The organism is Trichothermofontia sp. (assembly GCF_053493415.1).
The window spans coordinates 56,274-72,177 of record NZ_JBRCAD010000010.1 but is presented as its reverse complement, the minus strand read 5'-3'; the positions used below and the strand labels follow the sequence as shown (position 1 = coordinate 72,177).

Below are 15,904 nucleotides of genomic sequence, written 5' to 3'. Positions count from 1 at the left end.
TGTTAACGTAGCAGGCCAGATCCAGGAATCTTGTGGGATAGCCGTCTCGACTGTCAGGGCTGCTAACATAGCAAGCCAACATCCAGCAATCTTGTGGGATGGCCGTCTCGGCTGTCAGGTTGTTAGCGTAGCAGGCCAGATCCAGGAATCTTGTGGGATGGCCGTCTCGGCTGTCGGACTGTTAACGTAGCAGGCCAGCCTCCAGGAATCTTGTGGGATAGCCGTCTCGGCTGTCCGGTTGTTCGTAGAGATATCTGATGATCGGGGCAGGCAAGATGCCTACCCCACAAGATTTTTAGGGAACCACGATCGATAATGGAGGAGCAGGGTTCCGGTAGGCGATGTCATGGTCAAATGGGCGGCGATCGCGCAGCGTCTCCAACGGGGCATTGTTCAACCTCTGCTTGACCTGTTTCTGGAAGCGACCTGTCCGCTGTGTCAACGGTCTACCGCAGGGGATTTCTGTCTCGACTGTGAGCGTCAGTTGCAAGCCTGTCGGTTGGCCCAACCCGGCAAGTACTGGCGAGGTGAACTCCCCCTCTTTGGCTGGGGCGTATATGGCGGTAAGCTGAAACGGGCGATCGCGGCACTCAAGTATGACGATCACCCAGAGTTAGCCCGACCCCTGGGCCAATGGATTGCCCAATCGTGGCAGCAAAACCGACCAATGGGCATATCCCGGTTGCGATCGCGGCCCCTCGTGGTACCGATCCCACTCCATGCCAGTAAGTTAAAACAACGAGGCTTTAATCAAGCTGAATTGCTCGCCCGCAGTTTTTGTGATTATACGGGGCTAGCCTGCTGTCCCCAGGGCCTACAGCGGATTCGGGCTACCAAAGCCCAGTTTGGGTTATCCCCCACGGCCCGGAGTCAAAATGTCGCCAATGCGTTTACGGTGGGATCGGGGTTGCGAGGGAAATCAGCCCCCTTAGTGCTTTTGTTTGATGACATCTACACGACCGGAGCCACCACCCAAGCAGCGACAGATACCCTGCGACAATCCGGAGTTGACGTTCTGGGGATTGTCGCCCTCGCGGTTACCCAGGGTGAGGAGCGTTACTAGCGATGATGCTCTCCCAGGGATCTTGGTGCGGGATCTGGGTGCTGTGGTGCCTTTTACCCCCCAAACCAGAGGCATTGGCTCAGCCCGCCTCACGCCCGTCCAACTTAGCTTGAATCAGATACCCACAGCGATGCTCCCCATCATTAATCCAATGGGTGCGCTCTACCACGCAATCCGGCAGCGCCGCAGCAAACATTTCCAACTCATGGCCGCAAACACTGGGAAACGACTCTGCCACACTGGAAATCGCACAGTGGTGTTCCGTCAACATAAATTGGGTGATCGGGCCTGTGCCCACCTGACTGGCCTCCACCGGATACCACTCGGCCATATAGCCCTCCGCCCGTCGCAGGTTGGCCAAGCGTTCGACGCGATCGCGCAGACTGCCCTTGCCCAACTGTTGGCGGTATTCCAGGGCTTTGCGTTGCCATTGTTTGCGTAAAATAGATCCGACCCCTTCTTCCCCCACGGTTTCCGCCAGCGTATCCAGCAGCGACAGGGCAAAGCGATCGTAATTGGCGGGAAACTGCGCCCGCCCCATCTGGCTGAGTTCATACAAATGGTTGGGGCGTCCGGGACCCTCCTGAACGGCATGGTGCAGGATCAGGTCATCAGCCTCCAAATCCTTCAGGTGGCGTCGTACCGCTTGGGGACTGATGTCGAGGGCTTCCGCCAGGGTGTGGGCCGTGGCCTGCCCGTGTTTGAGCAAGAACTGGAGGATATCTTGCTTGGTGGAGGTGTGCTGGGTAGTCGTCATTTGCAGTGCGATCGACGGCATGGCGCAACAGGGCAACAGAGGCGGGGCGAGGTTGTAGTCCCAGATAAATGACCGATTCATCTGAGTCAGTTGACTTTAACAACACAAAAGTTGCTAAACTAACCTCAGAGACGAGTTAAGCAACACAGTCGTTGTTTTATCCATACTAACTGGTCTCGGTTCGTTCTGTCACATTAACCACTATGCAAAGCACCCAGCCCCAACAAGCCTCTGACAAAAGCCTAGAAGCCATGCGGCATTTCTCTGAGACCTATGCCAAGCGGACCTGCACCTACTTTTGTAGCGACCCCAGTGTTACGGCAGTGGTGATTGAGGGGTTGGCGAAGCACAAGGATGAGTATGGGTCGCCCCTGTGCCCCTGTCGCCACTACGAAGACAAGGAAGCCGAGGTCCATGCCAGCTATTGGAACTGTCCCTGTGTGCCCATGCGAGAGCGGCGGGAATGTCACTGCATGTTGTTCCTGATGCCGGATAACCCCTTTGCCGGCACCAAACAGGAAATTACCTTTGAAGAAATTCGCAGCACCACCAACAGCGTATCGGCCCACTAGTCGGAGGCACCCCCATGACAGCAGCAGTTAAAAATTTGGATCTGGTTAATCAACCCTACAAGTATGGCTTTGTCACCGAGATTGAGTCAGACACGATTCCCCGTGGGCTAACGGAAGAGACAGTGCGGCTGATTTCGGCAAAGAAACAGGAACCGGACTTTATGCTGGCGTTTCGGCTCAAGGCATTTCGCCAATGGCAGAAGTTAAAAGAACCGACTTGGCCAGCGGTGAGTTATCCTGCGATCGATTATCAAAATATCATTTATTATTCGGCTCCCAAGGTACAGGCCAAAAAGCAAAGCCTGGAGGAAGTCGATCCGGTTCTGTTGGAAACCTTCGAGAAGTTGGGGATTCCCCTCTCGGAGCAAAAGCGGCTGGCGAATGTGGCGGTGGATGCTGTGTTTGACAGTGTTTCCGTGGCGACGACCTTCCGGGAGAAATTGGCCAAGGAAGGGGTGATTTTCTGCTCGATCGCGGAAGCGGTGCGGGAGTATCCGGAACTGGTGCAGAAATACCTCGGCAGTGTTGTACCGACCGGGGATAATTACTTTGCAGCGTTGAACTCAGCCGTATTCAGCGATGGCTCCTTTGTCTATATTCCCAAGGGCGTGCATTGTCCGATGGAACTGTCTACCTATTTCCGGATTAACAATGGGGAATCGGGACAGTTTGAACGGACGCTGATCATTGCCGAAGAAGGGAGCTACGTTAGCTATCTAGAAGGCTGCACGGCCCCCATGTTCGACACCAATCAACTCCATGCGGCAGTAGTGGAATTGGTGGCACTGGACAATGCTGAAATCAAGTACTCAACGGTACAAAACTGGTACGCCGGGGATGAAAACGGCAAGGGCGGCATTTACAACTTTGTCACCAAGCGGGGCCTCTGCCAGGGGGTAAATTCCAAGATTTCCTGGACGCAGGTGGAAACGGGTTCAGCAATTACCTGGAAGTATCCCAGTTGTGTGCTGGTGGGCGATAATTCCGTCGGCGAATTTTATTCTGTGGCGCTGACGAATAACTATCAGCAAGCCGATACGGGCACCAAGATGGTCCATGTGGGTCGCAATACCCGCAGCACGATCGTCTCTAAGGGCATCTCGGCAGGCCATTCCAAGAATAGCTATCGTGGGTTGGTCAAAGTCGGTCCCAAGGCGGAAGGGGCACGGAATTATTCCCAGTGTGACTCGATGTTGATCGGCGATCGCGCCCAGGCGAATACATTCCCCTATATTCAGGTGCAAAACCAGGCGGCACGGGTAGAACATGAAGCTTCGACTTCCAAGATTGGCGAGGACCAATTGTTCTACTTTGCCCAGCGGGGGATTGCAGCCGAAGATGCGATCTCGATGATGATTAGTGGCTTCTGTAAGGAAGTCTTTAATCAACTGCCGATGGAGTTTGCGGTAGAAGCCGATCGCTTGCTGAGTCTGAAACTAGAGGGCAGTGTCGGCTAGGTCCTATAGCGTTGAAGGAAGGGTTTTGGGTGCTGGTGATTGAAACGAAGGAAATTTCCTACTCGTTGCAATCTGGATTGGCCCAATTACTCTCCTATATGCTGGCCCATTCCAATGGCAATAAACCCTGCTTTGGGATGCTCACAAATGGAGCCAGTTTTATGTTCGTTAAACTCTTGCCGGGAAACTCGCCCCAGTATGCCCTTTCGGACCAGTTTGATCTGGAAAGCCAAACGAATGAACTCTATTCGGTGTTGGCCATTATGAAGGCGCTGGCACAGCGTTAGTTTTCAGCGATCGCAGTTGCCCCTTAGAGGGGTTAGATGACAAGACATAGTGAAGAGGTTGAAGAGGTTTAGGTGTGATTAACGCAAACGGTGAGGTCATTTTATCAGTTCGCAATCTGACCGCGAACGTAGAGGATACCCCCATTCTCAAGGGCTTAAATTTGGAAATTCGCGCTGGGGAAATCCACGCCATTATGGGACCCAATGGATCGGGGAAAAGTACGTTCTCGAAAATCCTTGCCGGCCATCCCGATTACGAGGTGACGGGTGGAGAGGTCCTCTACCAGGGCAAAAATCTCCTGGACTTGGAACCGGAAGAACGGGCACGAGAGGGGGTGTTTCTGGCCTTCCAATATCCCCTGGAAATTCCTGGTGTGACCAATCTTGATTTCCTGCGGGTGGCCTACAATGCCCATCGCAAGCACAAGGGGCTGGAAGAACTAGATGCCCTGGATTTTGATGACCTGATCCAGGAACGCTTGGAAGTGGTGAAAATGAATCCTAACTTCCTGAGCCGCAGTGTGAATGAGGGCTTCTCCGGGGGGGAGAAAAAGCGCAATGAAATCCTACAAATGGCGCTCCTGGAACCGACGCTGGCGATCCTGGATGAAACGGATTCTGGCCTCGATATTGATGCGCTCAAAATTGTCGCTAATGGCGTCAATCAACTCACCCGACCTGATAATGCCATTTTGTTGATCACTCACTATCAGCGCTTGCTGGATTACATTGTGCCAGACTATGTGCACGTGATGAGTGCGGGACGGATTATCAAAACTGGCACCAAGGAATTGGCCCTGGAATTGGAAGCCAAGGGGTACGACTGGGTGCTGGAAGCAGAAGCAGCGGGGGTGGCCTGATGACGATTCAAGTCTCGCCAGCTTTGGCCGGTTTAGGCGGATCGCGATCGCCGGATGATAGCGTGACCTCCCCAGCGACCTATCGCGCTGCCTACTTGGCGAACCTGAAACGGTTAGCTGAAGCAGCAGCTACCGAAGGCCCGACGGTACAATGGCTACAACAATTACGGGAACAGGCCACCGCCCATTTATCGGAACTGAGTTTTCCCACGACCCACGATGAGGATTGGCGGTTTACGGATTTGTCGGCCCTGCTTCAGGTGACGATCGCGGGGACCGGTGAACTGACCCAACCCTTATCGGCTGAGGCGATCGCGCCTTTCGTGCTACCGGAAACCCAAACCAGTCAATTGGTCTTTGTCAACGGCCACTATCAAGCAGAGTTGTCTAACCTAACGGGTCTCCCGGCAGGTATTTTTGTGGGCAATCTCGCAGCAGCCTTGGCACAACCGGAATTAGCTGGAAAACTTCCTAACTATTTGGGTGGCATGGCCGGGTTACGGGACGTATTTGCGGCGTTGAATGCGATCGGATTGGCAGAAGCCGCGATCGTTTGGGTGCCGAAAAATTGTGCTGTAGCAACCCCAATTCATTTGCTGTTTGTCACTGCCCCCCAGAGCCAACCGCAGTTCATGCAACCTCGGTGTTTAGTGATTGCTGAAGCCGGTAGTTCACTTACCCTCCTGGAATCCTATCGGCAAGTTGCTGGTGAGATACCTACCTTAACCAATAGTGTCACCGAGATCTGGCTAGGGGAAAATGCCCAGGTGAATCATAGCCGAATTCAGTGGCAGGGTACGACCGCTTTTCATATTGGTAAAACGGCGGTTTCCCAGGCTAAGGATAGTCGCTATATTAACCACGCGATTAACCTAGAAGCCCAGATTGGTCGTCATACCCTGGAAGTTGCCCAAGCCGGGGAACAAACCGAAACAACACTGAACGGGTTAACGATCGCAGCAGGAGAAGAATGCTTAGACACCCATACGGCAGTCGATCTCGCATTCCCCTACAGTCGGGTGCGGCAGTTGCAGAAATGTATCGTCGCCGATCGCGCCCATGCAGTGTTCAATGGGGCCATCATTGTCGGACAAAAGGCCCAGCAAACTGATGCCGGACAGTTGAGCCGTAATCTGTTGTTATCGCCCAAGGCACGGGTGGACACCAAACCCCAGTTGGAGATTATTGCCGATAACGTGAAATGCACCCACGGGGCCACGGTCAGTCAGCTAGAAGCCGATGAGATTTTTTATCTCCAAAGTCGCGGTCTCGATCGCAACATGGCCCAAAAGCTCTTAGTGGATGCTTTTGCAGCAGAAGTCATTGAGCAATTACCGGTGGCCTCATTACGACAGCAACTCACGCGGGCGGTGAAAGCTGAGGTGAATCTCTGATGCAGGAGGGTAAGCGGCAATGGCCTACAGTGACTTTACCCTAGAGCGGGTGGCAAACGAATTTGATCTGGAAATACGACGATCGTCGTTATTTCCAGAAGTTACACCTTTGGTCATGAGTCACTGGTTAGAACAGACCCTTGCCATCAGTCGTCAATTTATGTCGGCTTCCGCCAGTGAGAAGGCCCGATCGGAGTTAGTGGTCATGCCCCTTTTGCTGGAAATAGCGAATCGAAATCCCGGTAAGCTAGCGATCTACTCTGGCAAAAATCTAGAGGTCGATCGCGATCGGGGTTTGGTTGGCGAATGTGACTTCATCCTGGCCCTAGGAGAGATGACCGATATCATCGTGCGGCCAATCTGTTGTCTGGTTGAGGCTGAGAAACAGGATCTAGAGAGCGGCATTAATCAGTGTTCTGCACAAATGGTGGCTGCTCAGCAGTTTAATCAACGGCGGCATCCTGAGCTAGAGACGATCTTTGGTTGCGTAACCACAGGTGAGATGTGGCAATTTCTGCGCCTCCGCGATCGCAACTTCCATATCGACAACCGCCTCTATTTCATCAACGAAATCCCCCTAATCCTCGGCTGCTTACAAACGATCCTCGACTTTTACCAACCTAGCCTAATCAACGCCTAACTTTCAAACCAACTTTTTCCTTTTTCCTTTTTCCTTCTTCCTAATCCCATGACTCTCATCCAAGAAAAAACACTAGCGGCCAAAGTTCGGGCTGATTTCCCCATCCTGCATCAGGACGTGCACGGCCAACCCTTGGCCTATTTGGATAATGCGGCCACGTCGCAAAAGCCATTAGTCGTCCTCAATGTCCTGCGGGATTACTATGAGCAATACAACTCGAATGTGCATCGAGGGGTACACACCCTAAGTGCCAAAGCTACCGATGCCTATGAGGGGGCACGGGAGAAGGTAGCCCGATTTGTGAAGGCGCGATCGCATCAGGAAATTGTCTTTACCCGCAATGCCAGTGAGGCGATTAATTTGGTGGCCTATAGCTGGGGCTTGAATACGCTGCAAGCAGGCGATGAGATTGTGCTGTCGGTGATGGAACACCACAGTAATATTATTCCCTGGCAGTTGGTGGCCCAGAAGACGGGGGCCGTATTGCGCTATGTGGAATTGACGCCGACGGGTGAGTTTGATTTAGAGCAGTATCAATCCCTGTTGAACGATCGCACAAAGCTGGTTGCAGTGGTCCATGTGTCGAATACCTTGGGTTGCATTAATCCAGTGACGGAAATTACGACGCTGGCCCATGCAGTGGGGGCGAAGGTGTTGATTGATGCCTGCCAAAGTATGCCCCATCTCGCGATCGATGTGCAGGCGATGGATTGCGATTGGCTCGTCGCATCAGGTCATAAAATGTGTGCGCCAACGGGAATTGGTTTCCTCTATGGCAAGCGGGAGGTATTGCGATCGATGCCACCGTTTTTGGGAGGGGGCGAAATGATTGCGGACGTGTTTTTGGATCATGCCACCTATGCTGATGTGCCCCACAAGTTCGAGGCGGGGACGCCCGCGATCGGGGAAGCGATCGCCCTCGGTGCAGCGGTGGATTACCTCACCCAAATTGGCATGGATCAGATTGAAGCCTATGAGCATGAGTTGACGGCCTATCTGTTCCGCCAGTTGCAAACGTTGCCTTCGGTGAAAGTCTATGGTCCGTTGCCAGCAGCGGATGGATCGGGTCGGGCGGCGTTGGCGTCGTTTACGACGGGTGAAGTGCATCCCCATGACCTTTCGACGATTTTGGATCAAGCCGGGATTGCGATTCGGGCAGGGCATCATTGCACGCAACCCTTGCACCGGTATCTGGGGCTTCAATCAACCGCCCGTGCGAGTCTCTATTTCTACAATACCCATGAGGAAATCGATCGCTTTATTGTGGCGTTAAAAGACGCGATCGACTTTTTTGGCGAGATTTTTGGGTAGGGCAGAAGAGTCACATTGTAATCAATGGTACAAACACCGGGGCTAGCCCCGGTCATTTAATCGATGACTACTGAATTATTCGATCGCGCATTAATGAGTCTAAAACGCCACATTGCTGACTATCTACCCTATTTAGAGAAAGCTCAGAATGCGATCAAAATCCTTGAATCTACCGATCCCGATTCAGAAGAATTTAGCCAAGCCTTAGCGGATTTGCAAGTTGCTGCAACAGTTTTAGAACCTGCTTCGCAAGGAATGCTTCTAGCGATTGAGGGATTTACAGAAAGCCGACCAGAATAAATGAGTATGAACGCTGGTGAGTATTATGCAATCCCACGTACCGACCCTCGCAGCACAGGCTAGCCATTGGAAGTTCCTTGAACTCTGGGTTGATCCCGTGTTTTTTCCTCCCAAGGTGCTGATGTTAGTTGGCGATCGAGACGGCACCTGTCGGATCTTCAATCCTGCCTCTGGCTATAAGCTGGTCGTGACTCACGCTAACTATCCTGCCGAAAAGGTCAGGTTAACCTTGGGCGGTATCGTGGGGTTGCGATCGACCAGCGTTTAACACCTGTGCTGCCGTTAGTTTTAAGTGTGGGAAGGTTGCAGAAATAATCGTCTGATCACCGCGAAATTGCTGAATGGTATACTCTTCATCCACTAGCTGACAGACAGAAAGGGTAGGTTGTTTGGGTTTGCCAATGTGTCGAATGCCCCCTAATCCCGCATAGTCAGCGATCCAATATTCGACAATGCCTAAAGCGGCATAGTCTTCAACTTTACGTGCATAATCATTTTGCCAATTGCTACTAACGACTTCTGCAATAAATTTCAGCGAACTGCCTAGAGTTAGGATGGATTGCTCAGACCAAAGGGGTTCTTTAATGAGTTCATCACGATCGACAACAGCAACATCGGGTCGCATTGCGGTCATCGTACTGTTAGCAGGGCGCAAGAGTCCCCGCTGGAGGACAAACCAAGGTAAACCCATTGCGTCAATCTGGACACAGATTTTTGCGGTAATGAAGGCGGCAACTTCTTCATGTAGCCCGGTGGGTTCCAAATCAAATACCTCGCCATCGATCAGTTCGTAGCGGTTATCCCCCCCATAACGATCGAGAAACTCGTCAACGCTAAGGGGTTTCGGTTGAATTGCGGGTTCGATCGCGATCGCCATAGATGAACTTAGCCCAATCCCTGCTTTCAGTTTACCAAAAGCAGTTTCTTTGAACATCGGGACAGGCAGGATGCCTACCCCACAAGCGAGGGTCCTATATGGCATCCATAGCTTTAGCATCGCTGACATATCTGGACAATCGCGGACTGGGGTCGGAACGCCATAGTGAGCAACCCCTTAGTCTAGCTGCTAAAGTAGAGGCTAAAACGCGATGCCACCCTATGAGATTAGCTGGCAGCCAAATGACAACTGTTTCGTGGTTTCCCTCCCCGAATTCAAAACCGTCATGCAACCCGTCTTTAACATGGATAGCCTGTTAAGATAGCATGACCACGTCGTTACTGGTTTCTATCAACATGCGATCGCTCCAAGACTACACGGTTAGCCTGCGTCCAGATGACAACGGGACCTTCGTTGCCTACGTTCCCGCGATCGCAGGTTGTCACGCGTGGGGAACCCCCCAGAAGCCGCACAAGCTGAACTCAACCTCGTCTTTGCAATGATCCGCGAGAGTGAAATCGGCGATCGTCCGGGTGAAGGCAATGAGTCAGCGCGATAAACTGCTAGTCAAGATCTTACTGGGGCGTGCTGATGCCAACATTCCCTTTGAGTCACTATGTCAACTCTTAAGAACCCTCGGTTTTGACGAACGGATACAAAGCAGCCACCACATTTTCTACAAAGAAGGAGTCACCGAAATTCTCAACATTCAACCCCAGCAAGGCAAAGCCAAAGCCTACCAAGTCAAACAAATTCGTAACCTTATTCTGAAATATCAACTCGGAGGGAAAGATGCAGATTAAATATGAATTAATCATTTACTGGAGTGAAGTCGATCAAGCCTTTATCGTTGAAGTTCCCGAACTCCCTGGCTGCGTCGCCGATGGTGTGACCTATCAAGAAGCCGTCAAAAATGCTGAAATCATTATTCAAGAATGGATTGAAACCGCCCAATTATTAGGACGCTCAATTCCAGAGCCAAAGGGACGGTTATTGTTTGCTTAAGAACAAGCGAAAAAAACTTTCATGAACATTAAATATGATGCCGAAGCCGACATCCTTATTTTCATTCTTCGTGAGGGCTTTCCCTTTAATGCCATCTCCGAACCGGGCGGTGTCATAGTTAGTTATGACGAAAACGAAGAACCCATTAGTATCGAATTTCTCAACGCCTCCAAACGCCAGCTATTTAACCCTCAAGACCTGCAATTAACGATCTCAACGTGAGCAATGGAAAAAATCAATAACAATTGAGAATTCAAAATTCAAAATTGGGTATCAATCCGAACTACCTCTGAGGACAAGACACCATGAAACCAGCGCTAGAACAGTATATTGTCACCCCTGATGGCACCAAAACCGCCGTCATCCTACCCATCGAACAATATGAGCAACTCCTGGAAGACCTGCACGATCTCGCCATCGTTGCCGAACGTCGCAGCGAACAACCCATTAGTCTAGCTGAACTAAAGCAGAGGCTAAAACGCGATGTCACCCTATGAGATCAGCTTGCAGCCATCCATCGAGAAAGACCTACGCAAATTATCCGCCGAAAACTGCGATAGGATCTTGACTCGCATCGAGGCATTAGCTAATGAGCCATTCCCCGTCCAAGCGATCAAACTTAAAGGAACGGAAGGGCTTTATCGCATTCGCGTAGGTGACTATCGCATCATCTACGAAGTTGATACTGATGCTGCCTGCATCTTGATTCACTATATTCGTCATCGTCGCGATGTCTATCGAGACTTACCATGAAATACACCATTATCATCCAATGGTCAGAAGCAGACTAGTGTTATGTCGTGAGTCTGCCAGAATGGGGTGAATATTGTCATACCCACGGCGACACCTACGAAGAAGCGCTCCAAAATGCCCAAGAAGTCCTCGAACTGCTCACCGAATCCACCCTAGATGAGGGTAAGCCCCTACCCACCCCGCAACTCTTTGGCCAATCCCTGCAACCGGCATGAGGAGAAGACGCCATGCAGTCAGCATGGATATCACCGGGCGGGTTTATTAAGGTTGTCCGTAGGCAGGCAAAAATCACGGCAAACCCGCCCCTACCATTATTATGAAACTGTGCCATGTCCATCAAACCCTACGACATCGTTGCCCTCACCCTCCCCATCCCCACCATCCATCAAGAAACCAAGCAACCCATCCAGCTACAACCCGGTCAAGTTGGCACCGTCCTCATGGACTTTGACGGCCAAGCCTTTCTCATTGACTTCGCCGACAACCAGGGCCACACCTACGCAATGGAAACCGTCCCTGCCCACCAACTGCTCCTGCTCCTCCATGAACCCCAACTAACCAACGCCTAAAACAATGATGAACGTTAAATATAATGCTGAAGCCGACATCCTGATTTTTATTCTCCGTGAAGGATTTCCCGTCAATGGCATCTCCGAACCAGGCGGCATCATTGTTAGCTATGATGAAAACGAGGAGTTGCTTAGTATCGAATTTCTCAATGCCACTAAACGTCAATTATTTAACCCGAAGGATCGGCAATTAGCTATCTCAATGGAGGTGTGATTGTCTAAGAAGCAGTTTCGTAAATCTGTTGACAGCATTCGACGACAAATTGAAATCCACTATGAAAAAATTGCGAACGAACAACAGAAGCCTATACCCGATGAAAACCTGATTCACTATTGGCAAAAAGAAATTGCCGGTTTACAGAAAAGTCTAGCTAGAGCAGAAAAACGACTGAGGCGAGGCCAATGATCTCCAGTATTCAAAAACCCCTACAAGTAAACCCTACACTGTCAACCCTCCTGGCAGAACTTGGTGAGGAATGCGAAAAAGTTGTCTTCCTACTCAGCCAACTCAAACTCACCAACCTGACAGATGACCAAAAAGGTGACATTCTTGCCGAACTGACGGGTTCAGTTTGCCATCTCCATGTGCATACAGAAAACCTACCAGAACTGATCGAAGACGAAATCCTAACCTTACCCGATGAGCAAGAAAATCATGAATAGCCAATACACCATTATCATCCAATGGTCAGAAGCAGATCAGTGTTATGTCGTGAGTCTGCCAGAATGGGGTGAATATTGCCACACCCACGGCGACACCTACGAAGAAGCCCTCCAGAACGCCCAAGAAGTCCTCGAACTGCTCACCGAATCCACCCTAGATGAGGGTAATCCCCTACCCAAACCGCAACTCTTTGGCCAATCCCTGCAACTGGCATGAAGAGAAGACGACATGCAGTCAGCTTAGATGCCACCAGGCGGGTTTATTAAGGTTGTCCGTAGGCAGTCAAAAATCACGGCAAACCCGCCCCTACCATTATTATGGAACTGCACCATGCCCTTTGACGGCCAAGCCTTCCTCATCGACTTCGCCGACAACCAGGGCCATACCTACGCAATGGAAACCATCCCCGCCCACCAACTGCTCCTGCTTCTCCATGAACCCCAACTAATCAACGCCTAATAACATGACACCCCGCTATGCCCTCATCATTTACTGGAGTGAAGTCGATCAAGCCTTTATCGTTGAAGTTCCCGAACTCCCTGGCTGTGCCGCCGATGGTGCGACCTATCAAGAAGCCGTCAAAAATGCTGAAATCATTATTCAAGAATGGATTGAAACCGCCCAATTATTAGGACGCTCAATTCCAGAGCCAAAGGGACGGTTATTGTTTGCTTAAGAACAAGATAGAACCCATGAGTCTCCCATCTGAAAAAATTAGAATTACTGTAGATATACGTGATCTTGAATATGCCCAGATACCACCGGGCGGGTTTATTAAGATTGTCCGTAGGTAGGCAAACATAACGGCGAACCCGCCCCTACCCTTATTAGGGAACTGCACCATGCCCATCAAACCCTACGACATCGTTGCCCTCACCCTTCCCATCCCCACCATCCATCAAGCAACCAAGCAACCCATTCAACTACAGCCCGTGTATGAAGTTTAAGATTGTCCTACGAACCAATCAACAAGATAAAGAACACCCTATTTCACGACTACAGGGCCTTATCCCTAGCCTCTCCCAGAGAATCATCGATCGCCAGCTATGGATTCTTGAGGATACTCAACGCTGAATCGCTTGGTAAACTGAGTTGACTCCGCCTCTAGCCGATCCCGCTTGCTGGTAATGTCCCTGAGTTTGGGTTCTGCGTTGTCCATCATTCTCATCCTCCTTGCTCTTATTACAGAACAATCGTTCTATTTCGACCTTCCCGATTCTCAGTCACCCATTGGCCTAGGCAAGCCCGGCTGCCCACTATCTGTTATCTGTGCATAAACGCGCCTCTTGCCCCTCTTCTACTTCCTTATTTCCTCTTGCCCTCTACCCAATTTAGCCGTCAACCGCTAGGCTAGGGACAACGGGTTAACAGGAGCAGATGGCGTGACCGCGATTGGATTGTGGGTACGCTTGCTATTAATTCAGGTCCTCTTGTTGTTGATCACGATTACGATCGAAAGTTGGGTGCTGCATCGTAAACAAAAGTGGAGTCAGCGGACCAGCGTGCAGTATGGAACCATCAGCAATTTATTTGCTACTGCCATTGGTTGGTTAGTATTCTTTTCGATCGAGCCTTTCTTATCAGATCAGGTTCAAAAACTCCTCACGCGTTTTAGCCTTTTTGACAAGGAATTACAAGAACCTATTTTAATCAATCATGTGATGTTTGTCTTGATTTATCTCGCTATATTTTTAGGTAATGCCATTATCAAACGAATCGGATTAGGCTTATTGCAAAACCTATTATCCCTGCCTGAAGCAGCCGTCGATCGTACTATCGGCCCATCCCCTAGTAAAATCTATTTATCCTACAAAAAACAAGTCCAAAACCGTCAGCAGGCGGGGCCTGTACTACCTGATCTCACCGGCACAGTTATTACGGCTACCTTCCTAAGTCAACTTACCGCTTGTCTGATTCTAATTCTCCTGATTAATTACCTAAGAATTAGAGCCTGGGTGAAGCCATGAAGAACATCATACAAAAACTCAAGAAAATTGATGATTTTCTCAAGAAAAAAGTAGATATTCTTATCCCACCACAAACCTCTTCTTGGCAAACTTTTGCCCTAGTCAGTATATTTTCTTTTTTGCTTTCTTACTTAGCTAATGCTCGATTTCTTAAGTTCATCCTGGAAACCTTAGGCTGGATTTTTGCTATTATTAGTCTTCATTGGTGGACTTTTCAAAATCCCAAAAAAGTATCGATCGCGCAACAGTTTTTCATTGGCCCTTGGCTTACAGGGATTTTTGTCTGTTTCGTTTTGTTCAAAGGTTGGCTCCTCGATCATCCTAATCTCGTGCTGATCTATACGGCAGCCAGTTGGCCTCTTATTTCTGTCGCGATCGCCCTTTGGCCCAAACTCCATGACCCAGGGGTGCGATTTTCGGAATCTGACTCAGATCCCAAAAGCCGCCAAAAAATTATTGATAATCGTCGTGATATCATGCTGTTGTTCCTAGGAAATTTACTCCTCAGTTGTTGGTTACGATTTTATTTTATTGTGGAAAAATGGGTTGCCCTAAGTTTATCGGATCGCTAAAATAGCTAAGCTTTCTAGTTTGGATACTCGTTTAGATTGCTAACCATCCCGGTGCGAAGGAGAAGATAACGGTGAATCTGGGTAGAATCTTTGTTCTATCGGCCAATGTGTTCCAGGAAGTGATCCGCGATCGCGTCCTGTACTTGATTGCACTCTTTGCCATTTTTCTGTCGGCGGCTAATCAACTCCTACCCTGGGTATCAGCAGGCGAAGAAGATCGGATCTTGCTGAATCTGGGCATGGCCGCGATCGGTTTACTGGGGTTACTCGTGACCGTCTTCGTTGGTACAGGTTTGGTTAATAAGGAAATCGACAAACGTACTGTTCTAGTCATGTTGTCTAAGCCAATCAGTCGCTCGGAGTTCATTTTTGGTAAGCACATTGGTCTGTCAGCCGTCGTCGCGGTGCTGGTCCTGGCTACCACAGCCATCTACTTTCTAATCCTAACTTTGAATAATATTAGCTATCCGATAGTTAGTCTTTTAGTCGCTGTTTTCTATCTCTTTCTTGAACTTTCCCTTATCACTGCTGTCGCCATTTTATTCGGGGTATTTACCAGCCCCTTACTCGCAACCCTAATGACTTTTGCTGTATACCTGATGGGACACCTCAGCCGTGATATTGTTGCCCTAGCTGCCCTGAGTAAAAACCCTAGACTACAAGAAATCATTCAAAGATTTTATCTAGTTTTGCCGGATCTGAGTCGCCTCAACTTAAGGAACGAAGCTGTCTACGGTGCCATACCCGATCCCCTGATGTTGGCCTCCAGTGCGGGCTATGCTGTGCTCTATACCCTGTTGTTATTGCTCCTGGCAAGTTTGATCTTTGCTCGGCGACAATTCTAATATCGCTCCTG

28 protein-coding genes are annotated in these 15,904 nt (G+C 50.1%); 26 read left to right on the top strand and 2 right to left on the bottom strand.

Going from position 1 to position 15,904, the window contains the following annotated elements; all coding sequences use genetic code 11:
* The first annotated feature begins 346 nt into the window (after positions 1–346).
* Positions 347–1,063, top strand: a complete 717-nt coding sequence (locus ACWIUF_RS01205) for a ComF family protein (protein ID WP_448570349.1) — start codon at positions 347–349, stop codon at positions 1,061–1,063.
* Positions 1,064–1,142: 79 nt separating this feature from the next.
* Here ACWIUF_RS01205 and sufR read toward each other — a convergent pair whose 3' ends face one another.
* The gene (gene sufR / locus ACWIUF_RS01200) at positions 1,143–1,901 is read right to left on the bottom strand and encodes an iron-sulfur cluster biosynthesis transcriptional regulator SufR (protein ID WP_448570348.1); all 759 of its coding nucleotides are present in this window, start codon (positions 1,899–1,901) and stop codon (positions 1,143–1,145) included.
* Between the two features lie 122 nt (positions 1,902–2,023).
* On the opposite strand from sufR, the gene ACWIUF_RS01195 reads away from it, so the two are divergent.
* The 9 genes from ACWIUF_RS01195 (at position 2,024) to ACWIUF_RS01155 (ending at position 8,909) form a co-directional block, all read left to right on the top strand.
* Positions 2,024–2,392: a ferredoxin-thioredoxin reductase catalytic domain-containing protein gene (locus ACWIUF_RS01195; RefSeq protein ID WP_448570347.1), complete on the top strand. Its 369-nt coding sequence runs from the start codon at positions 2,024–2,026 to the stop codon at positions 2,390–2,392.
* A 14-nt stretch (positions 2,393–2,406) separates the two neighbouring features.
* Positions 2,407–3,849, top strand: a complete 1,443-nt coding sequence (gene sufB / locus ACWIUF_RS01190; protein ID WP_448570346.1) for a Fe-S cluster assembly protein SufB — start codon at positions 2,407–2,409, stop codon at positions 3,847–3,849.
* 29 nt (positions 3,850–3,878) lie between these two features.
* A complete protein-coding gene (locus ACWIUF_RS01185) occupies positions 3,879–4,136 on the top strand; it encodes a hypothetical protein (RefSeq protein ID WP_448570345.1) in 258 nt (85 codons plus the stop codon).
* 74 nt (positions 4,137–4,210) lie between these two features.
* Positions 4,211–4,996, top strand: coding sequence for a Fe-S cluster assembly ATPase SufC (sufC, locus tag ACWIUF_RS01180; protein ID WP_448570344.1), 786 nt, complete (start codon positions 4,211–4,213; stop codon positions 4,994–4,996).
* Positions 4,996–6,390, top strand: a complete 1,395-nt coding sequence (gene sufD / locus ACWIUF_RS01175) for a Fe-S cluster assembly protein SufD (protein WP_448570343.1) — start codon at positions 4,996–4,998, stop codon at positions 6,388–6,390. The genes sufC and sufD overlap by 1 nt, the downstream gene beginning before the upstream one ends.
* Positions 6,391–6,409: 19 nt before the next feature.
* A complete protein-coding gene (locus ACWIUF_RS01170) occupies positions 6,410–7,030 on the top strand; it encodes a hypothetical protein (RefSeq protein ID WP_448570342.1) in 621 nt (206 codons plus the stop codon).
* A gap of 48 nt (positions 7,031–7,078) precedes the next feature.
* Entirely contained in the window at positions 7,079–8,341 is a 1,263-nt protein-coding gene (locus ACWIUF_RS01165; protein WP_448570341.1) for a SufS family cysteine desulfurase, read from the top strand.
* Between the two features lie 63 nt (positions 8,342–8,404).
* Positions 8,405–8,641, top strand: coding sequence for a hypothetical protein (locus tag ACWIUF_RS01160; protein WP_448570340.1), 237 nt, complete (start codon positions 8,405–8,407; stop codon positions 8,639–8,641).
* Positions 8,642–8,666: 25 nt separating this feature from the next.
* Positions 8,667–8,909 carry a hypothetical protein gene (locus tag ACWIUF_RS01155; RefSeq protein WP_448570339.1) on the top strand — a complete coding sequence of 81 codons (243 nt, stop codon included), beginning with the start codon at positions 8,667–8,669 and terminating at the stop codon, positions 8,907–8,909.
* Here ACWIUF_RS01155 and ACWIUF_RS01150 read toward each other — a convergent pair.
* Positions 8,865–9,575, bottom strand: a complete 711-nt coding sequence (locus tag ACWIUF_RS01150) for a Uma2 family endonuclease (protein WP_448570338.1) — start codon at positions 9,573–9,575, stop codon at positions 8,865–8,867. The genes ACWIUF_RS01155 and ACWIUF_RS01150 overlap by 45 nt on opposite strands.
* 485 nt (positions 9,576–10,060) lie before the next feature.
* On the opposite strand from ACWIUF_RS01150, the gene ACWIUF_RS01145 reads away from it, so the two are divergent.
* From ACWIUF_RS01145 to ACWIUF_RS01070, 16 genes are all read left to right on the top strand, one after another.
* Positions 10,061–10,321 carry a type II toxin-antitoxin system HicA family toxin gene (locus ACWIUF_RS01145; RefSeq protein ID WP_448570337.1) on the top strand — a complete coding sequence of 87 codons (261 nt, stop codon included), beginning with the start codon at positions 10,061–10,063 and terminating at the stop codon, positions 10,319–10,321.
* Complete coding sequence (locus ACWIUF_RS01140) at positions 10,311–10,523, top strand: type II toxin-antitoxin system HicB family antitoxin (protein ID WP_448570336.1); 213 nt, start codon at positions 10,311–10,313, stop codon at positions 10,521–10,523. The genes ACWIUF_RS01145 and ACWIUF_RS01140 overlap by 11 nt, the downstream gene beginning before the upstream one ends.
* A gap of 21 nt (positions 10,524–10,544) precedes the next feature.
* Positions 10,545–10,745: a DUF2283 domain-containing protein gene (locus tag ACWIUF_RS01135; protein WP_448570335.1), complete on the top strand. Its 201-nt coding sequence runs from the start codon at positions 10,545–10,547 to the stop codon at positions 10,743–10,745.
* Positions 10,746–10,828: 83 nt separating this feature from the next.
* Complete coding sequence (locus ACWIUF_RS01130; RefSeq protein WP_448570334.1) at positions 10,829–11,020, top strand: hypothetical protein; 192 nt, start codon at positions 10,829–10,831, stop codon at positions 11,018–11,020.
* On the top strand, positions 11,007–11,276 hold the full coding sequence (locus ACWIUF_RS01125) for a type II toxin-antitoxin system RelE family toxin (RefSeq protein ID WP_448570333.1): 270 nt from the start codon (positions 11,007–11,009) through the stop codon (positions 11,274–11,276). The genes ACWIUF_RS01130 and ACWIUF_RS01125 overlap by 14 nt, the downstream gene beginning before the upstream one ends.
* A gap of 47 nt (positions 11,277–11,323) precedes the next feature.
* Positions 11,324–11,491 (top strand): type II toxin-antitoxin system HicB family antitoxin, encoded by a 168-nt coding sequence (locus tag ACWIUF_RS01120; protein ID WP_448570332.1) that lies wholly within the window; start codon positions 11,324–11,326, stop codon positions 11,489–11,491.
* Between the two features lie 114 nt (positions 11,492–11,605).
* Positions 11,606–11,845, top strand: coding sequence for a DUF4926 domain-containing protein (locus ACWIUF_RS01115; protein WP_448570331.1), 240 nt, complete (start codon positions 11,606–11,608; stop codon positions 11,843–11,845).
* Between the two features lie 4 nt (positions 11,846–11,849).
* Entirely contained in the window at positions 11,850–12,059 is a 210-nt protein-coding gene (locus tag ACWIUF_RS01110) for a DUF2283 domain-containing protein (RefSeq protein ID WP_448570330.1), read from the top strand.
* Positions 12,060–12,251, top strand: coding sequence for a hypothetical protein (locus ACWIUF_RS01105; protein ID WP_448570329.1), 192 nt, complete (start codon positions 12,060–12,062; stop codon positions 12,249–12,251).
* Positions 12,248–12,508 carry a hypothetical protein gene (locus ACWIUF_RS01100; RefSeq protein WP_448570328.1) on the top strand — a complete coding sequence of 87 codons (261 nt, stop codon included), beginning with the start codon at positions 12,248–12,250 and terminating at the stop codon, positions 12,506–12,508. Before ACWIUF_RS01105 ends, ACWIUF_RS01100 begins: the two co-directional genes overlap by 4 nt.
* The gene (locus ACWIUF_RS01095; RefSeq protein WP_448570327.1) at positions 12,501–12,725 is read left to right on the top strand and encodes a type II toxin-antitoxin system HicB family antitoxin; all 225 of its coding nucleotides are present in this window, start codon (positions 12,501–12,503) and stop codon (positions 12,723–12,725) included. The genes ACWIUF_RS01100 and ACWIUF_RS01095 overlap by 8 nt, the downstream gene beginning before the upstream one ends.
* 114 nt (positions 12,726–12,839) lie before the next feature.
* On the top strand, positions 12,840–12,968 hold the full coding sequence (locus ACWIUF_RS01090; RefSeq protein ID WP_448570326.1) for a DUF4926 domain-containing protein: 129 nt from the start codon (positions 12,840–12,842) through the stop codon (positions 12,966–12,968).
* 4 nt (positions 12,969–12,972) lie between these two features.
* Entirely contained in the window at positions 12,973–13,185 is a 213-nt protein-coding gene (locus tag ACWIUF_RS01085; RefSeq protein ID WP_448570325.1) for a type II toxin-antitoxin system HicB family antitoxin, read from the top strand.
* A gap of 706 nt (positions 13,186–13,891) precedes the next feature.
* On the top strand, positions 13,892–14,476 hold the full coding sequence (fraC, locus tag ACWIUF_RS01080; RefSeq protein ID WP_448570324.1) for a filament integrity protein FraC: 585 nt from the start codon (positions 13,892–13,894) through the stop codon (positions 14,474–14,476).
* Positions 14,473–15,048 carry a DUF5357 family protein gene (locus ACWIUF_RS01075; RefSeq protein ID WP_448570323.1) on the top strand — a complete coding sequence of 192 codons (576 nt, stop codon included), beginning with the start codon at positions 14,473–14,475 and terminating at the stop codon, positions 15,046–15,048. The genes fraC and ACWIUF_RS01075 overlap by 4 nt, the downstream gene beginning before the upstream one ends.
* Before the next feature lie 71 nt (positions 15,049–15,119).
* Positions 15,120–15,893 (top strand): ABC transporter permease, encoded by a 774-nt coding sequence (locus tag ACWIUF_RS01070; RefSeq protein ID WP_448570322.1) that lies wholly within the window; start codon positions 15,120–15,122, stop codon positions 15,891–15,893.
* The last annotated feature ends 11 nt before the right edge of the window (positions 15,894–15,904 follow it).

Bases quoted from the DNA above. Each gene is read 5' to 3' on its own strand.
- ACWIUF_RS01140 (WP_448570336.1), top strand. From the start codon at position 10,311: ATGCAGATTAAATATGAATTAATCATTTACTGGAGTGAAGTCGATCAA.
- ACWIUF_RS01150 (WP_448570338.1), bottom strand. From the start codon at position 9,575: ATGTTCAAAGAAACTGCTTTTGGTAAACTGAAAGCAGGGATTGGGCTA.
- ACWIUF_RS01165 (WP_448570341.1), top strand. From the start codon at position 7,079: ATGACTCTCATCCAAGAAAAAACACTAGCGGCCAAAGTTCGGGCTGAT.
- ACWIUF_RS01170 (WP_448570342.1), top strand. From the start codon at position 6,410: ATGGCCTACAGTGACTTTACCCTAGAGCGGGTGGCAAACGAATTTGAT.
- ACWIUF_RS01145 (WP_448570337.1), top strand. From the start codon at position 10,061: ATGAGTCAGCGCGATAAACTGCTAGTCAAGATCTTACTGGGGCGTGCT.
- ACWIUF_RS01195 (WP_448570347.1), top strand. From the start codon at position 2,024: ATGCAAAGCACCCAGCCCCAACAAGCCTCTGACAAAAGCCTAGAAGCC.
- ACWIUF_RS01160 (WP_448570340.1), top strand. From the start codon at position 8,405: ATGACTACTGAATTATTCGATCGCGCATTAATGAGTCTAAAACGCCAC.
- ACWIUF_RS01075 (WP_448570323.1), top strand. From the start codon at position 14,473: ATGAAGAACATCATACAAAAACTCAAGAAAATTGATGATTTTCTCAAG.
- sufR (WP_448570348.1), bottom strand. From the start codon at position 1,901: ATGAATCGGTCATTTATCTGGGACTACAACCTCGCCCCGCCTCTGTTG.
- ACWIUF_RS01110 (WP_448570330.1), top strand. From the start codon at position 11,850: ATGATGAACGTTAAATATAATGCTGAAGCCGACATCCTGATTTTTATT.
- sufD (WP_448570343.1), top strand. From the start codon at position 4,996: ATGACGATTCAAGTCTCGCCAGCTTTGGCCGGTTTAGGCGGATCGCGA.
- ACWIUF_RS01135 (WP_448570335.1), top strand. From the start codon at position 10,545: ATGAACATTAAATATGATGCCGAAGCCGACATCCTTATTTTCATTCTT.
- ACWIUF_RS01205 (WP_448570349.1), top strand. From the start codon at position 347: ATGGTCAAATGGGCGGCGATCGCGCAGCGTCTCCAACGGGGCATTGTT.
- ACWIUF_RS01125 (WP_448570333.1), top strand. From the start codon at position 11,007: ATGTCACCCTATGAGATCAGCTTGCAGCCATCCATCGAGAAAGACCTA.
- ACWIUF_RS01090 (WP_448570326.1), top strand. From the start codon at position 12,840: ATGCCCTTTGACGGCCAAGCCTTCCTCATCGACTTCGCCGACAACCAG.
- ACWIUF_RS01155 (WP_448570339.1), top strand. From the start codon at position 8,667: ATGCAATCCCACGTACCGACCCTCGCAGCACAGGCTAGCCATTGGAAG.
- ACWIUF_RS01115 (WP_448570331.1), top strand. From the start codon at position 11,606: ATGTCCATCAAACCCTACGACATCGTTGCCCTCACCCTCCCCATCCCC.
- ACWIUF_RS01100 (WP_448570328.1), top strand. From the start codon at position 12,248: ATGATCTCCAGTATTCAAAAACCCCTACAAGTAAACCCTACACTGTCA.
- sufB (WP_448570346.1), top strand. From the start codon at position 2,407: ATGACAGCAGCAGTTAAAAATTTGGATCTGGTTAATCAACCCTACAAG.
- ACWIUF_RS01130 (WP_448570334.1), top strand. From the start codon at position 10,829: ATGAAACCAGCGCTAGAACAGTATATTGTCACCCCTGATGGCACCAAA.
- ACWIUF_RS01095 (WP_448570327.1), top strand. From the start codon at position 12,501: ATGAATAGCCAATACACCATTATCATCCAATGGTCAGAAGCAGATCAG.
- ACWIUF_RS01085 (WP_448570325.1), top strand. From the start codon at position 12,973: ATGACACCCCGCTATGCCCTCATCATTTACTGGAGTGAAGTCGATCAA.